The following is a 19,055-nucleotide window of genomic DNA, read 5'->3' on the forward strand; positions in this document are numbered from 1 at the left end:
TCGCGGTCGCCTGGCCAAAGGCTGTATAGTAGTATCAGACACGAAACCTCGGATAAAAAGCTAGGTCATCAACGCCCTTAAGTGCAAGGCGTCAGAATCTTTTCTATACTTAGGCTCATGTCCCCTCCGTATGGATCCCTTCGTGCCGGCATCACTGCTCTCAAGCAGGAGCGCTACTTAGAGGCGATCAACCTCCTTGAGTCTTTCTGCTACTGCTGCTCGATTCACGAGAGCTCGCCCCGCCAGAAGGAGCGCAACGGTTCCAGGATAAACCCTGAGGAATGCGCTTTGGCGCGGGTAGCCCTGGTCATGGCCTATCAGGGCAGCGGCGACTTGGAGCGCTCGACCGCGCTCTGTCAGGAGCTGTTGGAGCAGGGGGAACCCTCCTCAACAACACCCCTCTGGGCGCAGGAATGGGCAGCTCAAGCTCTGCCCACCCTCAGGCAGGCTTCAGAGCAGTCTATGCCGCCTGAGGAGGTGATGGCGCGGCTGCCCGTCCCCCGGCAGTTGGAAGACTGTCAGACCCTGTGTAGCTCCCGCGATCCCGCCCCGCATTTACTCAAGTCTGCCAACTAATCCTGCCAGTAGGCTGAAGTTGGCAACTCTGGGTGAAGAGCCGACAGGAGAAGTTGTGTTTTCGCCAGGAGCGCGCCTCTAGGTGTTCGAGTCTCACATGTTAATCGTAGAGTATGCCTGCTGCTGAGCCCACCACCTACCACTTTATTGTTGCCAGTCTGTCTTTTTTGCGCTCTGAACCTCTGGAGGAAGTGCTGGAGGAGCGTCGCCGACACTACGAGGAGCACCATCGCTCCATCGATTTCTTTTGGGTGCCCCAGCCGGCTTTCATGGAAGCTCCAGAGCTGCGTCCCCTGCGCCACAAGTTAAAGGAGCCGCTGGGGGCAGTGGTCTCGACCAATGAGGATTTCATCCGTTGGCTGGCGGTGCGCCTCACTTTTGTGGAAAAGGGCAGCTTCGTGGCCCCCAGCGAGTCGATCCCGGATCCCTTGCGCTCCCTGTCCTTGGCAGAGGGTTGATGAGATCCTGCCGGCGCGACCGATGGGAGGTGTCGCCCCCTCCTCGAGACGGGCGCGCAAGTTTGATTGCGGGATGGGCCAAGATTAAGATCAGGGCACCTCTCTCCGTCCAGCAGCAGTGGCGGCACGAGCCGGCATGAAAAGCACCTGTCAGGGCCAAGGCGGGGGAGGGAGAAAGGTTACACGGGGCACTATGACTTTGGAGCGACGAGGGGATTGGCCGGAAGGGGAGGCGGAGGTCTGCCAGCGGACTCCTCATCTTCGGGATCTTCCTCCCACATTTCCTTCAACTGAGGTGCTAAAGTCGGAGGCCCCCCCACTTGAGCCGCCGGCAAGTCCTCCCTCCGGCTCGCTGGCGTGTTCGTCCGGGAATCCCTTGCCGGAGCCGCTCCCTGAGGATCCCAAAGACGACGGCCCAACCGAGAAGCTGAAGCAGGAGGATGCTGCTCTGGCCGGGCCAGGCCTGAGAAATTTCCTGGCCGTGCTGCGCCGACGCAATTTCCTGCTGCTGTGGATAGGGCAGGTGTTTTCCCAGTTGGCCGACAAGGTGTTGTTGGTGCTGCTGATTGGGTTGATCTCGAGGCAGTTTCAGCCGGAAGGGGCCTCCATCAGCGGCTGGGTGGCGGCGATCATGCTGGCTTTTACGCTGCCGGCGGTGTTGTTGGGCAGCCTGGCGGGGGTATTTGTGGATCGCTGGCCCAAGAAGGGGGTGCTGGTGCTCTCCAACGTGGTGCGCGGGATCCTGGTGCTGCTGTTGCCGCCGCTGCTCTGGCTGACGGCGGGGCGCAACCTTTGGCCAGGGATCCCTTTGGGCTTTGGCGGGCTGCTGTTGATTAGCTTTGCCGTGTCTGTTTTGACCCAGTTTTTTGCCCCTGCCGAACAGGCCACTCTGCCCCTGATCCTGCCCAGGCGGGAGCTGTTAGCGGCCAACTCCCTCTACACCACGACGATGATGGCTTCGCTGATCGCCGGCTTTGCCATCGGCGAGCCGCTGCTAACGCTGGCGGATCGTTGGGGGCGTGCGTGGTTGCCCGGCTGGGAGGTGGGGCCAGAGCTGTTGGTGGGGGGAGCCTACCTGTCGGCGGGAGCCCTGCTGCTGCTGTTGCAACCCCACGAGAAGCTGGAGCCCAGACCTTGGGAGGCTCCCCATCTCTGGGAAGATCTCAAGCTGGGCCTGGAATACATCGGGCAAATGCCCTTGATCCGCGCGGCCCTGCTGCAAATGGTGGTGCTCTACTCGCTGTTTGCGGCGCTGGCGGTCTTGGCGGTGCGCATGGCCGAGGTGACGGCGGAGCTGGAGGCAGATCAGTTTGGGGTGTTGCTGGCGGCTGCCGGCCTGGGCATGGCCATTGGGGCCTTTTGGGTGGGGCATACGGGCCGGCAGGTGAGCCGTCGCGCCTGGAGTGGGCTGGGATCCCTGTTGCTGTGTCTGTCCTTGGCGGCCTTGTCCTGGACGGAGGGGAAGCTGTTTCCCAGCTTGGCTTGGATTGCCCTGCTGGGCTGTGGAGGGGCGTTGGTGGCGGTGCCCATGCAAACCCTGCTCCAGGAGGAGACCCCCGAACATCTGCGCGGCAAGGTTTTTGGACTGCAGAACAATGCGGTCAACATTGCTCTCAGTTTGCCGCTGGTTTTGGCGGGGGTGGCGGAAACCTATTTCGGCCTTGCCTGGACGTTTCTCGGCCTGGCGGCCCTGACCGGGTCGGCGGGGCTGTACCTCTGGGGTCTGCTGGGCAGAGAGGGGCACAGATAAGTTTTTCTGCTGGATAGCTGCGACGTAGGGCTGGGTATCTGTCAATGCCTTGTCGGTCTGGGTTTCTCCCCTGAGAGGGGAGGAGCGGGCCGAGGTGGGATGCGAGTCTGCTACCCTTATAGAGGCTTTGGAATCGCACATCCCCTTGTAGATCAGCGTTCTGGCGCTGTAGGGATCCGCCCATGCACATCGCCTGGATAGGCAAGAAGGCACCTTTCTGTGGCAACGTCACCTATGGCCGTGAGGTGACCAACGGCCTCTTGGAGCGGGGACATCAGGTGAGCTTTTTCCATTTCACCAACGAAAGCCCCTCCCCCAGCCTGGAGGCGCCTGCTGTAGAGGGATCCCGTCCGGGGAGCCGTTGGCGTGCTGAGCTGGCGGGGCGGGATGTCTCCCTGCCCTGTCTGTACAAGTCGCAGATTTATACGATCCCAGCTCCCAACGCCAGGCGGCTGCTCACCCAGGCGCTGCGGGAGTTGCAGCCGGATCTGGTGCATGCCTCGCTGACGATTTCTCCCATCGACTTTGTCTTGCCGGAGATCTGTGCGGAGCTCAACCAGCCGCTGGTGGCCACCTTCCACCCGGCCTTCGACCGGCGGCGGCGCAACATTGCCTCCCGCACCCAATACCTGGCCTACCAGCTCTATGCTCCTTGTTTGGCCCACTACGACCGCACCATCGTCTTCTCGGAAACACAGCGGCAGATCTTGGTCAGGCTAGGGGTGAGCCGCGAGCAGGTGGTGGTCATTCCCAACGGCGTCGACGTGGATAAGTATTCGCCGGGGCCCTCCACCCTTAAGCAACGGTTGGGGCTGGAGCGGATCTTCGTTTACCAAGGGCGGATCTCGCCGGAAAAAAATGTGGAGGCCTTGCTCAAAGCCTGGAAGCAAGCTCAAATGGGCGAGAAGTGCGGCCTGCTCATTGTGGGGGATGGGCCGCTGCTCAATACCCTCAAGCCCTTCTACACCCGCCAGCACGGGATCCACTGGCTGGGCTACGTTGCCGACGAGCAGCAGCGCATCGAGATCCTGCGCGGATCCGACGTGTTTATCCTGCCCTCTTTAATCGAGGGGCTCTCTTTGTCGTTGCTGGAGGCGATGGCCTGTGGGGTGGCGGCGGTGGCCACCGACGTCGGGGCCGACGGCGAGGTTTTGGCCGATGGAGCCGGGATCCTGTTGGATCCGGCTCGGGTGGCGGTGGAGCTGCAAACGCTGCTGCCCCTGCTGCGGGATCAACGGGAATTTACGCAACTGCTGGGGATGAAAGCCCGCCAGCGGGTGCTGGAGCGCTACACCCTCAGCCACAACCTCAGCCGGTTGGAGCAGCTCTACCAGGAGCTGTGCCGGGGATCCCGTCAGCGCCGCCGCGCGTAAGGAAGACTATTGGGATTGGGCTGAAACTTTTGCGACAAAGCTTTTGATATTTTTGCTAAACTGCATCGTTATGTTTCCAAGGGATTGCCTCTAAGTTCCCGATGGATGAGTACGGCCCGCAAAAAGCCTTTCCGGCGCAGCCCCCTGCCGGGCTGTCGGGTTCGTCCTGGACGGAGTCTTTGCTTGCCCAAGGCGCGGACAGAAACTCCTTTCCCGCCAACGTTCCGGCTGCGTCGCTGCCGCCCACCGACGAGCAGGGCGATCTGCGCTCGGCCCAAGCTGGCCCAGATGGGGATCCCGCCGGTGCGCCCAAGGCGGCCTCGGAGGAGAGAAAGCTGACGGAAGTGAAACCGGCCATCTTGCCCGCCCCGCCGAAGCCGGAGCCGGTGGCAGAGCTGGGGACAGACCAGCAGCCGATGCTGTATTTGCTGGGGGGATTGGCCTTTGCCCTGCGCTCCTTCAACAACCTGAACCAGATCCTAGAGCTCACGGCTTTTGTGGCCAGCCAACTCACCGCTGCCGACGGCGGCGCGCTGGTGTTGTTCAACCCCAACGGCACCATCCAGCTAGATCAACTGCATTGTTCGGACCTCGACCGCCGCGAGCAGATTCGCGCCGAGATGGAGCAGATCGCCCAAGCTCTGTCTGCGCAGGAGCCCATTTTAAAAACCGAGGGATCCCTGTCTGTGAAGATCCCAGCCCTGGAACATCTCTTGGACGAGCGCCTGCGCCAGAGTCTGGGGCCAGATGTCCGCCTGTTCGGGACGCCGCTGTTGATTCGCAGCTCCGTCCAGGGGCGCCTGTACGTCTTCAGCCGTCAGCCCGGCTACCAGTGGAATGAACGTCGCCAACAACTGCTGCGGTTGGTGGCTGACCAAGCGGGCGTGGCCATCGAGAACGAGCGCTTGACGGCGGCCTTGCGCCGCAAAATGGCCCTGGAAAAAGAAATGGAGATCGGCTCCTACATCCAGACCCAACTGTTGCCCCGCCAGTACCCCCAGGTTCCAGGCATTCGGCTGGCAGCCCGCTGCCGTGTGGCCAGCAAGGTGGGGGGCGATTACTACGATTTCATTAAGATCCCCAGCGAGCGACCGGAAAACTCTAGGGCCGCCGCCGATGAGCCGGTTGGATCCCTGGCCCCTTCCCCTGAGCCATCCGAAGACTTTCGCCTGGCCATCGTAATTGGGGACGTGATGGGCAAAGGTGTCCCTGCCGGCATGTTGATGAGCATGACCCGCGCCATGGTACGGGCAGAAGCCCTCAACCGCCACTCGCCGGCCCGCGTTCTCCAACATCTCAACCGGGCCATGTACAGCGATCTGGAGAACTCCAATCGCTTTATCAGCCTGTTCTACTCAGAGTACGATCCCCGCTCCCGTCGCCTCTGTTTCAGCAACGCCGCCCACAACCCCACCCTCTGGTGGCGGGCCCGCAGCCGCGACATCCAGCCCCTCGACACAGAGGGAGCGCTGATCGGCTTGGAGGAACACAGCCAATACTCGGAAAGCTGCGTGCACCTGCAGCCGGGAGATGTTGTAGTTTATTATACCGATGGCTATGTCGAGGCCGCCAATACCCGCGGGGAGCGGCTGGAGACTTCAGGTCTGATGGAGGCCATCCAGCGGGCTGCCAGTCGCTACGAGTCGCCCGAGGAGATCCTGGAGAACCTTTTTGAGCAGATGGACGCCTTCCGGGGCCGCCAGGGATCCCACCCTGTTGTCCCAGGGCCGCCAGTGGATGCAGGGCTCTTGTTTCAGGATGAGATTTCCCTGCGGCCTGAGCCGGTGGACGATACGACGCTGGTGGTGTTGAAAGTACTGCCCGATTCTGAGCCAACCTAGCTACGAAGGTTCAAACTAAGGGTACCCTCTAGCTAGGGAGGCCACTTAGGTGGCGGCCCGCTTTCCCAGTTGACCTTTGCCTGAGGTACATGCATGCACTCCACTGCTTCTGGCTCTGAGCCCTCCTTAGTTTACTTGCCGGCCTCGCCGGCCTTGCAGACGGAAGCGATCGTCGCCCAGGTGTTCCGGCAGGACGTGCTGGGCGATATCCGCAAGGGCTGGAACAACTTCGTGGAATCGGGCCAAATTTGGGCCCTTTTGATAGGGATCGTGGCAGGCTACATGCTCAAGAGCATCACCAGCTCTCACTAAAGGCGGTGGCGCCCGGATTCCCTGGCCCCAAGGTGGCGGCGTTTTGGCTGTCGTTGCCTTGCTTGCTCTTTTCCGCCTCAACTGCAGCCAAGTCTTTCTGTGGTGGTCATCTCTCTCCCCGTTCCAAGCCCATGGCTAAGCCGACGGCACCTTCCACCCCGCGCCCCTGGAGCGGACGCTTTGCGGGATCCCTCCACCCTAGGATTGCCCGCTTCAACGCCAGCATTGGCTTCGACATTCGCCTTTTGCCCTACGATGTGGCCGGATCCCTGGCCCATGTGCAGATGCTGGGGGCCTGCGGCATCTTGAGCCGCGAAGAGGCAGAGCAAATTCGGCAGGGGCTGGAGCAGATCGAGAAGGAAGTTGCCGAGGGCATCTTCCAGCCTGACCCTGAGGCGGAAGATGTCCACTACGCCGTCGAGCGCCGTCTGGTGGCCTTGGTGGGGGAAGTGGGCAAAAAACTGCACACGGGGCGCTCCCGCAACGACCAAGTGGCCACCGACCTGCGCCTCTACCTGCGGGATGAAATCGACACCATCCGGCAGGCTCTCTGGGAGCTGCGGGGGGTTTTGTTGGACTTGGCCAGCCAGCATGTGGAGACAATCCTGCCCGGCTACACCCACCTGCAGCGGGCCCAGCCCATCAGCTTGGCCCACCACCTTTTGGCCTATGAAGAAATGCTCTGGCGGGACTGGCAACGGTTGGGACGGGTGCGGGAAGAGGTCAACGTCTGTCCCCTGGGCTCCGGGGCCTTGGCCGGCACTTCCTTGCCCATCGACCGGCAACTGGTTGCTCATCTGCTGGGCTTTGAGCGCATCAGTGCCAACAGCCTAGACGCCGTCAGCGACCGGGACTACCTGGTGGAGTTCCACGCTGCCGCCAGCCTGATCTTGGTGCATCTCAGCCGTCTCTCGGAAGAGCTCATCCTCTGGGCCACCCAGGAGTTTGGCTTTGTCGCCCTCACCGATGCCTGTGCCACGGGCTCCAGCCTCATGCCCCAGAAGAAGAATCCCGATGTGCTGGAATTGGTGCGGGGCAAGACAGGGCGGGTGTTCGGCCATCTCCAAGCTCTGCTGGTCACCTTGAAGGGGCTGCCCCTGGCCTACAACAAAGATTTGCAAGAGGACAAAGAGGGGCTCTTCGATACCGTCGATACTGTGAAGGCTTGCTTGGAGGCGATGACCATCCTGCTGCGGGAAGGGATCCAATTCCAAACCCAACGCATGGAGGCCGCGGTGCAGGAAGACTTCTCCAACGCCACCGACGTGGCCGACTATCTGGTGCGAAAAGGGATCCCCTTTCGCGCCGCCCACGATCTGGTGGGTCAGATCGTGCGTACCTGTGTGGCAGAGGGAATTCTGCTCAAAGATCTGCCCCTGGAGCGGTGGAAAAGCTTTCATCGAGCCTTTGAGGAGGATATCTTTGCGGCCATCGATCCCCGCCAGGTGGTGGCCGCGCGGCTCAGCGCTGGAGGCACTGGCTTTGCGGTGGTGCGGGAAGCCTTGCAACGGGCCCAGGCCCGCTACCAACAGACAGAGCCGGCAGAAGAACCCCCGCTGCCCCCCTCCTCACCTGGCTCTGGGCTGCCCTTGGAGAGCTGAGCAGCGGCCCTGCCTCCATTCCCGCTTGCCCCCTCTGTCCGCGACCCCAGAGCGACCTCCCAGCCATTGGCCTTGAGAAAGCGGAGGAAGGATGCGATCCCAAGCCATCTCCCCACCCCCCTCTGCCCTGGGAGAAGTGGTGGAGGCCAACACCACCACCCTTGTGGCCCAGTGCCTAGAGCCAGAACGCCTGAGCTTCCCGCCCCTGCCCGCCCTCGGCAGTTGGATCCGCTCGCAAGACGAGGAGACCGGCAACTGGATCTATGGAGTGGTCTGCTATGCCGCCATCACTCCCATCGACACCGTTCACCGTCCCAGGGCCTTGGGCCTCTCCCCCCGGGAACTGCGGGAGCAGCAACCCCAGATTTTCGCCATGTTGCGCAGCGATTTCCGCGCTGCCATTGTCGGCTTCGTTGGCGGGGGGCGGGTTTATCAGTATCTGCCGCCGCGCCCGCCCCAGATCCACCAGCCAGTTTACCCCTGCTCTGAAAGCGAGGTAAGGGAGTTTTGCCGCTCTTTTGAGTTTTTGCGCACCCTGCTGCGTGTCAACGGGATCCCCAGCGACGAGTTGGTGGCCGCTGTCATCCGTCAGACTTACCGGATCTTGAACCGGGATCGCCACTGGTTGGTGCAAGCAGGGCGGCAGTTGAGCTCGCTGTTGCGGGACGACTACGAATACCTTAGCGCAATTTTACGAAAGATTGAAGCCTAAGCGAAGAAGTATTGAGAATAGTCCTGAATCCCGCCGAAATTTCATCTGAGAGTGATAGCCTGAGGCGAAATCCTTGTGAATCATCCCTTTTGTACCCCATTGCTTGCGTCAAAATGTTTAACAAATTTAATCCCTCTGACAAACCCTCCAAAGGCAACTGGGCAGGTCGCACTTTTTCTGCTGCTGTGGGCGCTTCGCTGGCAGCGGCTGTTTGCATGGCTCATGGCCAGCCGCCCTTTATATCGCTGCTAGTGGCCAGTTGTGCAACGGTGTTTACCCTCGTTTGTGATGAGATGGGCTGGATATAGGCTCGGGGTCAGCTTTGGGCTCTCAGCCCCTCTGAGGCAACCATCGAACGACATGCAAGATACCCACGGATCAAACGCCGCTAAGAGTCTCTCCGCCCCTGCGCAATTTGTTTCGGCGAGCCATAGCCCTCGGCAAGCTATTGGAGGGCAGTAGAAGAGGGCGGATACGGATTCCTGTCTCTCCAGGCTTTTGGCTGGATCTAGAGGCCCTGGTAACTGTCCCCGGCCCGGCAGCCTCTGGGCCCACTTGGGCGAGGTGGGCAGGGAGCGAGCAGCGCTGTTTGGTTTTGATGTTTTTTGCCGGATCCCTGCCCAGGGCTGGCTTCGGCGAAGCAAAAGGTAGAGCAATCGGGGGTTAAGATCGGGGGGAGCGCCCTCTGCTGGTTTCTCTTTGCCTATAGTTGGCCCCGGAAACATCCCCATCTACAGAGGCTGTGCTGCCGTAACTTGAGAACCAGGCAGGCGGGAGCCTCCGATCCCAGTCAGGGCCTTTCCAAAACCCGATTTGACGGCCGATCTGTCTGGAGCGGGGCCAGAGTTGCTCGCTTCCCCCAGGCGCCGATGCCCTTGAGCCTATGACCTCCCTTCCTCTGGTTTCTGTGATCTTGGGCACGCGGCCCGAAGCCATTAAGCTGGCTCCGGTAATCCAGGCCCTGCGGGCCAGTCCCCACCTGCGCACCGAGGTGATCCTGACAGGGCAACACCGGGAGATGGTGGATCAGGTGATGCGGCTCTTCGGCCTACGGGCGGATCGGGATCTGGAGATCATGCGTCCCCGCCAAAGCCTGACCGACATCACCGAAGCCACCCTGCGGGGTCTAGAACCCTACTTGCAGGCGCAGCGGCCCCAACTGGTTTTGGTGCAGGGCGATACCACCACCGCCTTTGCCGCTGCCCTGGCTGCTTTTTACCAACGCATTCCAGTAGGCCATGTGGAAGCCGGCCTGCGCACCGACGATCTCTACCACCCTTTTCCCGAAGAGGCCAATCGCCGTCTCATTTCTCAGTTGGCCAGCCTGCACTTTGCTCCCACGCCGCAAGCGGTGGATAACCTGAAGCAAAGCCGCGTGATCGGCTCTATCTATTGCACGGGCAACACCGTCATCGATGCCCTGCTACAGGTAGCTGCGCTTGGGATCCCCTGCCCCATCCCTGGCTTGGACTGGGGGCGCTATCGGGTTTTGTTGGTTACTGTGCACCGGCGGGAAAACTGGGGGGATCCCTTAATAGCCATCGGCCAGGCTCTGCTGCAGATTTTGGCGGAGTTCCCCGACACGGCCCTCCTCTTGCCTCTCCACCCCAACCCCGCGGTGCGAGAGCCCCTGCAGGCCCTGTTGGGATCCCGGGAGCGAGTTTTTCTTACCGAGCCCTTGGACTATCCCTGCTGGGTCAGCGCCATGCAGCGCTGCACTCTCATCCTCAGCGATTCCGGCGGCATTCAAGAAGAGGCGCCAGCTTTGGGCAAACCGGTGCTGGTGCTGCGGCAGACCACCGAGCGCCCTGAGGCGATTGCTGCCGGCACCGCCCGCCTGGTGGGCGCCCATCCCGAAAAGATCCTGGAGGCGGCCCGAGAATTGCTCACGGATCCCCAGGCCTACGCCCGCATGGCCCAGGCTCAAAACCCCTTCGGCGACGGCACCGCTGCCAGGCAAATTTGCCACATCATCGAGAGGCAGTTTAACTCGCCCAGCTCACCAGAATAAGGCCCGCAGAGACTCAGACTGGGGTGAGAAAACCGTTGCCTGCTCCTCCCTTTCTTCGGCTGCCCCGAAAAAAACTAGGATCGACTGCTGGTACACCGGCAAAGCCGTCATCCGCACCGCCAAGATCCTGCCCGGCTACCCGGCCGTGCTCTGCCGGAGCGCCACCTGCGTATGTGTTTATAGCCTTGGGACAGGAGCCATTCATCATGGTCATGGCTCCCCCCAAAACCCTCCCCGACCTAGACAAAGTGCAAGCCCTGCGCTTCCCCCCTGGGCACGGGCTGCTGCTGCACCGCGGCACCTGGCACGCTTTCCCCCTCGCCTGCGAGCGCCCCGTTGTGGTGCTGACTGCCAACTCCGACGAAGTGGTAGAGGCCCTGGCCAGCAGGACGACGGCGCAGGATCAGGGGGATCCCTGTGCCAGCGGCTGAACGCCGAGATCCATTTGCAGCCGCTCTAAGCCCATGGCGCGGATCCCCGACGGCACCCCCCCACCGGCTCTTTCGGCGCAGAAGCCTTCGGCTTTAGCCGTGGGGTAGTTTGCAGAATACCCAAACCTCAGCATTAAAAATCGGCAAAAATTGGCGGTTGGTCTGCCAGGCTCGAATTGGGAGGGGTGAGTATTCTCGAATACTCCGAAAAGAAAACGCAAAGTTAGCTTTTAGGCAAGCGCAAGCTCAGCTCCGACCGAAGCGCGCTGGGGGCAACAGTTCGTCCTAATTTGGGCTCTATCTACTAGGTGTTCGGGAATACGTACCCTTCGATAGGAACCTCGCTTGTACAAAAGAGGAAGCTTAACTGCGAGAGAAGATTCATAGGCAAAGTACGAAACATGAAAGCGCCCAGATTATCCGGATGAGGCTCTTTTTGGGGGCTGCATTCGCCTAGCTAGAAGATCCGCAAACGTCTTCACCGTTGGCATCTGAAGAGAGTTGCCTTATATTAAATCAGCTAGCATGTTCGATATTTGCCAGAATTAAGCTATCTTGAGGGCTGACATGCCATCTAACCATTGGTCAGACTTCCATCCTCCCAGTCCTGGGCAAGGCTTGGAGCAAACTCAGTCAACGCCTTCCCATTGGAGTGAGCGCTACACGGGGGAGGACTCTCAGGTCGAGTATGAAAGAAACGGAGCCCAGACCAAGGCAGCGGCTCATCCAGAGGAGAACATGCTGAGCAATGCCGCGAAAATTAAGGTGGTGGGCGTGGGGGGTGGAGGTGGCAACGCGGTCAGTCGGATGGCGGCCAGCAACCTCAAGGGTGTTGAGTTTTGGAGTATCAACACGGATGCTCAGGCCCTTGCGCAGTGCTCGACATCAACGGTGAACCGCCTGCAAATCGGGCAAAAGTTAACCCGCGGGCTGGGGGCAGGCGGCAACCCGGCCATTGGTCAGAAAGCCGCCGAAGAGTCCAGCGAAGAAATTGCAGCGGCTCTCAAAGGGGCAGATTTGGTCTTTATTGCCGCCGGCATGGGAGGGGGCACGGGCACCGGTGGAGCCCCTATCGTCGCCCAGATTGCCAAGGCCAGCGGTGCCCTGACGGTGGGGGTGGTGACGCGGCCTTTTTCCTTTGAGGGCAAGCGGCGCACCAAGCAGGCCGAAGAAGGGATCCAAGCGCTGCAGGAGGCGGTCGATACCCTGATCGTGATCCCCAACGACAAGCTGCTCTCGGTGATCTCTGAGCAAACTCCTGTGCACGAGGCTTTTCGCGTCGCGGACGATGTCTTGCGTCAGGGGGTGCAGGGCATTTCGGATATCATCCTCATCCCCGGCATGATCAACGTGGATTTTGCCGACGTGCGCAGCGTGATGGCCGATGCCGGCACTGCCTTGATGGGCATTGGCATGGGATCCGGCAAGTCCCGCGCCCGCGAAGCTGCCATTACCGCCGTCTCCTCTCCCCTTTTGGAAACTTCCATCGAAGGGGCCAAGGGCGTGCTCTTCAACATCACCGGCGGGCTGGATCTGTCGTTGCACGAGGTCACGGTAGCCGCTGAGATTATCGCTGAGGCAGTGGATCCAGAAGCCAACATCATCTTCGGCACCGTCCAGGACGAGCGCATGCAAGGGGAGGTGCGCATCACCGTCATCGCCACCGGTTTTGACGGATCGCGGTCGGCTGCCGCTTCTGGATCCAAAGCCTCGGTCGCCAACAAGGGGGGGGTGGGGACGCGTAGGACCACTGCCTCTGGCTCTGAGCCACCGCCTCGACAGCCCCCTGAGCCTGAGCCCCCTGCATCCGGGGGCTTGGACATTCCCGAGTTTTTGCGCCGCCGCCGTCCTCCTTCGTAGGTTAGAGTGAGGGAATGCGGCTATCCTGGTGCCGGTTGCTGGGAGTGGGGAGTGCTTTGGGGTTAAGCCATGAACATTGTTATCTTGGCAGGGGGTCGTTCGGCAGAACGTCAGGTTTCTTTGGTAACGGGCAAAGCCTGTAAGCGGGCGCTGGAGGATCTGGGGCATCGGGCGAAGTTGATCGACCCCGAGGAGGATCTGCCGCTGCGCCTTTGGCAGGAACGGCAGGCAGGCTGCGACTTCGTCTGGATTGCCCTGCATGGCCCCGGCGGTGAGGATGGGGTAGTGCAGGGGATGCTGGAGTGGCTGGGCTTGCCCTATCAGGGATCCGGGCCGTTGGCCAGCGCTCTGGCCATGGACAAGCTGGTCTCCAAGCAGATCTTTCGGGCCGAAGGGATTCCCACTCCTGAGTGGCTGGTCTGGGATGAAGCGCAGCCGCTCTCCTGGGCCGAGTGTGTGGCGCGTTTGGGATCCCCGCTGGTGGTGAAGCCCAGCAACAGCGGCTCGACGGTGGGGATTAGCCTTGCGCGGGATGAGGTGTCGTTGGCTCAGGGGCTGGCGTTGGCCAGCTCGGTCTCCTCGCGGGTCTTCCTGGAGCGCTACATTCCCGGCAAGGAGATCACCCTCTCCATTCTCTCCGGCCAGGTTCTCCCGGCCATTGAGATCATCCCTGCCCAGGGAGATTTTTACGATTACGAAGCCAAGTACGCCCCCGGCGGCTCACGGCATTTGATCCCCTGTTCCCTCAGCGCGGCAGGGCTGGCCCGCTGCGAGGCGGCAGGGCTAAGGGCCTATCGGGTGTTGGGATGTGAAGGTCTGGCGCGGGTGGATCTGCGGGTGGATGCCGACGAGAACCCTTGGGTGCTGGAGGTGAACACCCTGCCCGGGATGACCCCCACTTCGCTTTGCCCAGAGGCGGCGGCAGCTCTGGGCTGGACGTTTACGGAGCTGGTGGAGCGGATGCTGCAGGATGCCCTGCAGAGGGCGGCATTGACTCGCTCGGCCCCGTCTGGATCCCGGCCTTCGCCACAGCCGGCCTGATCCCCAGCCAGACTGCTTTCTAGAGAAAGAAAAGAAGCAAAACCGCCACCGCCATCCCGACCATCAGCACTGCTCCTGCCGGCCACAGCCAGGCAATAGGGGATCCGCCTTTGCCAGCAGCTTTTTGGCCGGGACCCTTTTCTTTGGGCTCAGGCTGGGGGCCGGCGGAATCGGGAGCAACCAGCGTTAGATCCTGCAGCAGCCGGTTGCCTTGCTTTTCCAGCACGAGCGTGGTCTCCTCAGCGCTCAAGAGAGGATCCCGCAGCGGCTGGGTTTGCTGCCACTCGTATTCGGAATGTCCTGACGCTCGCCCATAGACCGTCACCTGCTCCAGGCCGGATAGGCCCAACGCCTCCAGCGCGGCTCGCACCTGTTGGGTGAGATGGGGATAGTCGAGCTGGGTTTGCGGGGAGCGGTTGAGGAGAACGTGCAGGTGAGCCTGGCGACGCTTGACGGCGATCTTGACAGGGACGGCCAAGCGAGCCTGCAACGCCTGGGCAATCTCAGCTTCCGTCATTGAGTTTTATTCCAGTGAAGGCAAGTTAATTCTAATACAGCCATGGGACAGGCGCTGGGAGTGGCGGCAGCGGCTTCGGGGTAGAATGTATCCGCATCGGCAAGGAAGGCCCCTGAGGAGGTCGTGTAGCTGGAAGTTCTATGCAAGAAAAAGCCATTGTCCGCAATTACTTCAACACCGTCGGTTTCGAGCGCTGGCGGCGCATCTACGGCAACGAGGAAGTCAATTTTGTCCAGAAAGATATTCGACTGGGCCATGCCCGCACAGTCGAGACGGTGTTGCAATGGCTGGGGGATCCCTCCGGTCTGCGCATTTGCGATGCCGGCTGCGGAGTGGGCAGCCTTAGCTTGCCTTTGGCCGCCCGAGGGGCGCAGGTGTTTGCCAGCGACATTTCCGAGCAAATGGTCAACGAAGCGCGTCGCCGCCAACAGATGGAGCTGGGATCCACAGACAACCCCCAGTTTCAGGTTTTGGATTTGGAGGAACTGACGGGGGAGTACGATGTCGTCGTCTGCCTGGATGTGATGATCCACTATCCCGAAGCCGACGCCCTGCGCATGCTCAACCACCTAACTTGCCTGGCCCGCTCTCGCCTGATCTTCAGTTTTGCTCCCAAAACCCCCTGGCTGACGCTGCTGAAGAAAGTAGGGGAGTTCTTCCCTGGCCCCAGCAAAACCACCCGCGCCTATCAACACCGCGAGGCGACGTTGGTGGGCCACCTGGCCGAGTGGGGCTGGAAAGTGCAACAACGCCGAACCATTCGAAGCCGCTTCTACTTTGCCTGGCTGCTTGACCTGGTTCGCTGAAGCCGTCGCTCCTAGCTTGCTCTGGGGCCGAGCTGCCTGGGCTCGACCAGGTCAGTCGAAGTTACCCAGTTTTTCCAGACAAATCCGGATCTGCCAGCTTTTGCAGGGCAAGTCGCGCATCATCCTGGACTCCCCAGTCAGGGTCGCCGCTGGCGCTGGCCAGCAACTGCTTGGTGAGCATTTGATAGAGAGCTGTATAGGGCGTCGCCGGCTTCAGATGTTGCCCTAGGATCCCTAGGCTCCAGGCGCAGTTGCCGCGGACTGCCGCCACCGGATCGTGGGCCAAGCCCCGACAGAGGGCTGCCGCCACCTCTTGCAAGGCCGGGCCGGGCAACACCTGAGCTTGGGCCAATTGTCCGAGGGCGCTGGCCGCCCACAGTCGCACGGCTGTGATATCTCCGGCCAATACTTCCAGCAACACCGGATAGGCCCGCGGATCCTTGGCATTGCCCAGGGCCCACACCAACCCTTTGCGCACATAGCCATTCCAATCCCGGCGCAAGCTGTCGATCAGCAGCTCCACCTCACAGGGATCCGAATTTCGACCTAGGGCATAGGCCGCCCCTACCCGCACCAATGGGCAGGGATCCCTGAGCAGAGCCAACAGGGACGGCACGGCACGGGGCTCTTCGATCTCACAGAAGGCGCGGGCCGCCTGCATCCGCAAACGGGGATCCGGATCCTGCAACTGCTGCAGCATCCGCTCCACATCTACCTCCGGCGGCGAGTGAGGTGGCAGCTCGTCTAGGGGAGAAAAGGCATCTTGGTACATGAAGGGGCGCGGGCAGATTGGTGCCGTTGGCGGGGAGGGCAGGAGCACGAAAATCTCTTCTCCCCAGGCAAAAGGCCAGAATGAAGGCGGAAAAAGCAGCCAAGCAAGCAAATCCTGGCTGCAGCCCATCATAAGCCGCCGAGGTCCCTAGTTTGCAGTTGAATCTGGAGATCCGGGAACCTGCAGCAAGTCCGCTCCTTCCAGCACCCGCGCCGAGCGGATCACATCCCCCACCTGCAGGCGCTCCACCCACTCCATGCCACTGGTGACATAGCCGAACACCGCATAGCGCCCATCCAGGATCGGCAGAGCAGAGAGGGCGATGTAAAACTGGGAAGAGGCCGAATCCAGCGGGCTAGAACGGGCCATGGCCACCGCGCCCAAGCGATGGGGCAAGGCCAGCTTGCTCAGGGCGATGGGATCCTCAATCAAGGTGTTGTAGCGGGGGTGAGGCTCCCCACGCACCTGAATCTCCAAAGGGATGGTGCGCAGGCGGTTGCTGCCCGGCTCGGTAGCGCCACCGGTGCCATCTCCCCGCGGATCCCCTCCTTGCACCACAAAAGGTTGGGGATCTTTCTCCACTCGATGGAAGGTGAGACCGTTGTAAAAGCCCCGCTGCACCAAATCCACAAACTGGCCAGCCGTGAGGGGCGCCTCCTCCCCGTGAATCTCCAAGATCACCTTGCCCGCTCCCTCAGCAGTTTGCACCTCTAGCTCCACCAGCGCCTTGCCCTGCAGTTGCGGGCGATGGGCGTAGGCCGGTGGGATCCCCGATGGAGAGCCAGAGGAGGGGAGCGCACGGCGACAAGCGAACAGACCAAGACAGAGGTACCCCAAAGCCAAGCCCAACCCCACTCTGCAGCGGCTCATTCGCCCCAGCTTGGTAAATTGCATCTGCCCCTTCTCCCTTTTTCGATTTGATCCAACTTTCCACAGGGATCCCTCTCCAGATGTCAAGAGAGATATCTAGAGCCGTTGCGACAACCCCAATTGCAAGGTGACGCTTTGAGCGCCATTGCTTACCCTCACCCCGTAGGGGCTGATGGAGGTGACCCGCCACTCTGCTTTCACCGCCTGGCCAACCGGCACCTGTCGCACCACGTTGTCGATCAGAATCAGAGCCTTGGGATCGCCCGGATCGTGGATCAACCCCACCAGCTTCATCTGCGGCGGCGGTTGAGGCGGGATCCGCACCGGCGCAGACCTGAGGGAGGGAGGAGAAGCGCTGGTTGCCGCTGCAGGGGTAGGAGCGGTGGCCGCTGGCGGCCTTACGGGGGTTGTTTTCGCCTCTGGCTCGGCTAAGGTGATCCTAGGTGGCTCCTGAGACGAAACTTCCTCAGAGGGATCTCGAGGAGTTTTACCTCCCGCCTCTGGGGGCCGAGATGGTTCCTGTTCCTGGGCCAGCCGGAAATCCGAGTTGGGAGAATCGGAGGCCTCAGTCACAGGATCCCTCAGCCAAGGAGAATTGGCCTGAGAAAAGACTCCCGCCCGGCGGCGCAGGGTCGTCCAGAAGGCTAGCCCTGCTACCAGAGTGGCCGCCAAGGCCAAACCCAGTAGGATCCCTGAGGCCATAGAAGAGCGCCGCAAAGGCAGCGGCGGGCGCGTGCCCCAATAGGGGTACTCTTCCACCAGCCCTTCTTCAAGGCTGTGCTCCAAATCCTCAAGCAGCTCATCCAGCAGGGAATCTGCTTGACTCTTGTAACGCAATACAGCCCAAGGAGAACGACGGCTCCTGTCTGCCGAAGCATCAAACCCGGACATAGAACCTCCCTTGGCGGCGAGACCCCTAGCCGACAGCAGCCGTCTCCTCACTCCAGCGCTCTCACAGGAGCCGCATTTCCGGGTACTCGGTCAACAGCGCCTCTGCCGACAGGGTGTCTCCTTCCAACTGCGGCGTCCACAGCACTTCGATCGCCACAATTCGCTCCGCCGGAATGGAGGCCAACTGCAGCAGGCACTGCCGCAGATCCGCCGCAGATTTAACTACAGGTAGTGTACCTAAGTTGCCGCGATACGCAACTAGTAGAGTAACGACCAGATACTCGCCGACATCCGGGATCCCGGCAGCAGCGCGTTTAAGGACCGCTTGGGGAACCTGTTGGATTTGGTTGTTGCGGTTGCTGAGGGTTTCGGCGCTAAACTTGCTGCGCTCTTGCAAAGAGGCTTGGTAGAACAGAGACTCGGCGCGGGAGAGAGGCAGCTTCTCTGCTTGGGCATGGCCATAGGCCCAGTAGTCGCTGTAGCGCATCAAGCCGAGGGTGACCTCTTGCAGGAGTTGGCTCAGCCCTTCCGGCGATTGGGTATCCGCTTCCAGAGCCAGGGCGTTCATGTCTTTTTGCAGTTGCCGGGCGCTGGCCAGCAGGCCCACTTTCACCTGAGCCAGGGTTACTGGCGGGTCAGCAACCCCCTCGTCGCCATCTTCGGAAACAGCCGAGCGCAGGCTGCGCACCAGAAAGCTACCTGCCCCGATGAGCAGCAGCAGTGTCAGCAGGCCGCCACCACCACCCCAGAAAAAGGGCACCACCAGGGGAAAGCCGAACCCCCCTCCATAGCTGGGGTACACCGGAGCCGAGCGGGGGCCAACAGAGCGGGGGGCAGAGAAGGTCGGAGAGCGGAAAGAGCCACCGCCAATGCGACCACCACTGCGCGCCCAGACGGCACTGACGGGGGCCAAGGCCAAGATCAAAGCCAGGGCAATGGCCAGCAGGGGCCGGCAGCTTCGACTGATTCGTTTCAGCATGTTCACGTGTCCATCACGGGGCTAGTCTTCCTCAATTGTATGCTCTTTCCTTAGACAGCAGAGGGCAGGGATCCGAACCTTTTAGCGGGCTATTTGAGCCATTGCTTGTGAATCCCCACCGATTTACTCCTCAGCATCCAACTCAGGATTACTTCAATCTGGCCCATCGAGACTATCGACGGAGGCGACCGCAGTCTTGACACTCCCACCGCCTGAAGGCGGGGGATTCTTACGCAGTCCACAAAAGAACCCGT

19 protein-coding genes are annotated in these 19,055 nt (G+C 61.3%); 13 read left to right on the forward strand and 6 right to left on the reverse strand.

The features are described from left to right. The first annotated feature begins 117 nt into the window (after positions 1–117). The 10 genes from NW848_RS06950 (at position 118) to NW848_RS06995 (ending at position 11,065) form a co-directional block, all read left to right on the forward strand. Positions 118–576, forward strand: a complete 459-nt coding sequence (locus tag NW848_RS06950; RefSeq protein ID WP_049749696.1) for a hypothetical protein — start codon at positions 118–120, stop codon at positions 574–576. Positions 577–689: 113 nt separating this feature from the next. Continuing rightward, the gene (locus NW848_RS06955) at positions 690–1,034 is read left to right on the forward strand and encodes an MgPME-cyclase complex family protein (RefSeq protein ID WP_011429018.1); all 345 of its coding nucleotides are present in this window, start codon (positions 690–692) and stop codon (positions 1,032–1,034) included. A 376-nt stretch (positions 1,035–1,410) separates the two neighbouring features. Further along, positions 1,411–2,784, forward strand: coding sequence for an MFS transporter (locus NW848_RS06960; RefSeq protein WP_240527765.1), 1,374 nt, complete (start codon positions 1,411–1,413; stop codon positions 2,782–2,784). Positions 2,785–2,966: 182 nt separating this feature from the next. After that, positions 2,967–4,157 (forward strand): glycosyltransferase family 4 protein, encoded by a 1,191-nt coding sequence (locus NW848_RS06965; RefSeq protein WP_414508722.1) that lies wholly within the window; start codon positions 2,967–2,969, stop codon positions 4,155–4,157. 101 nt (positions 4,158–4,258) lie between these two features. Continuing rightward, complete coding sequence (locus NW848_RS06970; protein ID WP_228375389.1) at positions 4,259–5,998, forward strand: PP2C family protein-serine/threonine phosphatase; 1,740 nt, start codon at positions 4,259–4,261, stop codon at positions 5,996–5,998. Between the two features lie 93 nt (positions 5,999–6,091). Then, complete coding sequence (locus tag NW848_RS06975) at positions 6,092–6,310, forward strand: hypothetical protein (protein WP_099812611.1); 219 nt, start codon at positions 6,092–6,094, stop codon at positions 6,308–6,310. Between the two features lie 131 nt (positions 6,311–6,441). Then, complete coding sequence (argH, locus tag NW848_RS06980; RefSeq protein ID WP_011429025.1) at positions 6,442–7,911, forward strand: argininosuccinate lyase; 1,470 nt, start codon at positions 6,442–6,444, stop codon at positions 7,909–7,911. A 91-nt stretch (positions 7,912–8,002) separates the two neighbouring features. Beyond that, positions 8,003–8,623: a hypothetical protein gene (locus NW848_RS06985; protein WP_011429026.1), complete on the forward strand. Its 621-nt coding sequence runs from the start codon at positions 8,003–8,005 to the stop codon at positions 8,621–8,623. Positions 8,624–9,506: 883 nt separating this feature from the next. Continuing rightward, entirely contained in the window at positions 9,507–10,634 is a 1,128-nt protein-coding gene (wecB, locus tag NW848_RS06990; RefSeq protein WP_011429028.1) for a non-hydrolyzing UDP-N-acetylglucosamine 2-epimerase, read from the forward strand. Positions 10,635–10,840: 206 nt separating this feature from the next. Further along, positions 10,841–11,065: an ureidoglycolate lyase gene (locus tag NW848_RS06995; RefSeq protein ID WP_206336818.1), complete on the forward strand. Its 225-nt coding sequence runs from the start codon at positions 10,841–10,843 to the stop codon at positions 11,063–11,065. On the opposite strand, the gene NW848_RS07000 is transcribed toward NW848_RS06995, so the two are convergent. After that, positions 11,038–11,199 (reverse strand): hypothetical protein, encoded by a 162-nt coding sequence (locus NW848_RS07000; protein WP_168173323.1) that lies wholly within the window; start codon positions 11,197–11,199, stop codon positions 11,038–11,040. The two genes, NW848_RS06995 and NW848_RS07000, sit on opposite strands and share 28 nt — an antisense overlap. Positions 11,200–11,803: 604 nt before the next feature. Between NW848_RS07000 and ftsZ the strand changes: the two genes are divergently transcribed. Beyond that, positions 11,804–12,925: a cell division protein FtsZ gene (ftsZ, locus tag NW848_RS07005; RefSeq protein WP_011429031.1), complete on the forward strand. Its 1,122-nt coding sequence runs from the start codon at positions 11,804–11,806 to the stop codon at positions 12,923–12,925. Between the two features lie 69 nt (positions 12,926–12,994). Beyond that, the gene (locus NW848_RS07010; RefSeq protein WP_011429032.1) at positions 12,995–13,966 is read left to right on the forward strand and encodes a D-alanine--D-alanine ligase; all 972 of its coding nucleotides are present in this window, start codon (positions 12,995–12,997) and stop codon (positions 13,964–13,966) included. Between the two features lie 19 nt (positions 13,967–13,985). On the opposite strand, the gene NW848_RS07015 is transcribed toward NW848_RS07010, so the two are convergent. Further along, positions 13,986–14,483, reverse strand: coding sequence for a hypothetical protein (locus tag NW848_RS07015; RefSeq protein ID WP_041438022.1), 498 nt, complete (start codon positions 14,481–14,483; stop codon positions 13,986–13,988). Between the two features lie 140 nt (positions 14,484–14,623). On the opposite strand from NW848_RS07015, the gene bchM reads away from it, so the two are divergent. Then, positions 14,624–15,289 carry a magnesium protoporphyrin IX methyltransferase gene (gene bchM, locus NW848_RS07020; RefSeq protein WP_011429034.1) on the forward strand — a complete coding sequence of 222 codons (666 nt, stop codon included), beginning with the start codon at positions 14,624–14,626 and terminating at the stop codon, positions 15,287–15,289. A 61-nt stretch (positions 15,290–15,350) separates the two neighbouring features. Here the strand turns inward: bchM and NW848_RS07025 are convergent, their stop codons facing one another. The 4 genes from NW848_RS07025 to NW848_RS07040 form a co-directional block, all read right to left on the reverse strand. Beyond that, the gene (locus NW848_RS07025) at positions 15,351–16,061 is read right to left on the reverse strand and encodes a HEAT repeat domain-containing protein (RefSeq protein WP_414510854.1); all 711 of its coding nucleotides are present in this window, start codon (positions 16,059–16,061) and stop codon (positions 15,351–15,353) included. Between the two features lie 147 nt (positions 16,062–16,208). Next, a complete protein-coding gene (locus tag NW848_RS07030) occupies positions 16,209–16,955 on the reverse strand; it encodes a peptidylprolyl isomerase (RefSeq protein ID WP_011429036.1) in 747 nt (248 codons plus the stop codon). Positions 16,956–17,027: 72 nt separating this feature from the next. Next, positions 17,028–17,822 carry a hypothetical protein gene (locus NW848_RS07035; protein ID WP_011429037.1) on the reverse strand — a complete coding sequence of 265 codons (795 nt, stop codon included), beginning with the start codon at positions 17,820–17,822 and terminating at the stop codon, positions 17,028–17,030. A 61-nt stretch (positions 17,823–17,883) separates the two neighbouring features. Beyond that, entirely contained in the window at positions 17,884–18,801 is a 918-nt protein-coding gene (locus NW848_RS07040; protein WP_041438024.1) for a DUF1517 domain-containing protein, read from the reverse strand. Positions 18,802–19,055 lie beyond the last annotated feature (254 nt).

It is taken from the genome of Synechococcus sp. RC10A2 (assembly GCF_047502605.1).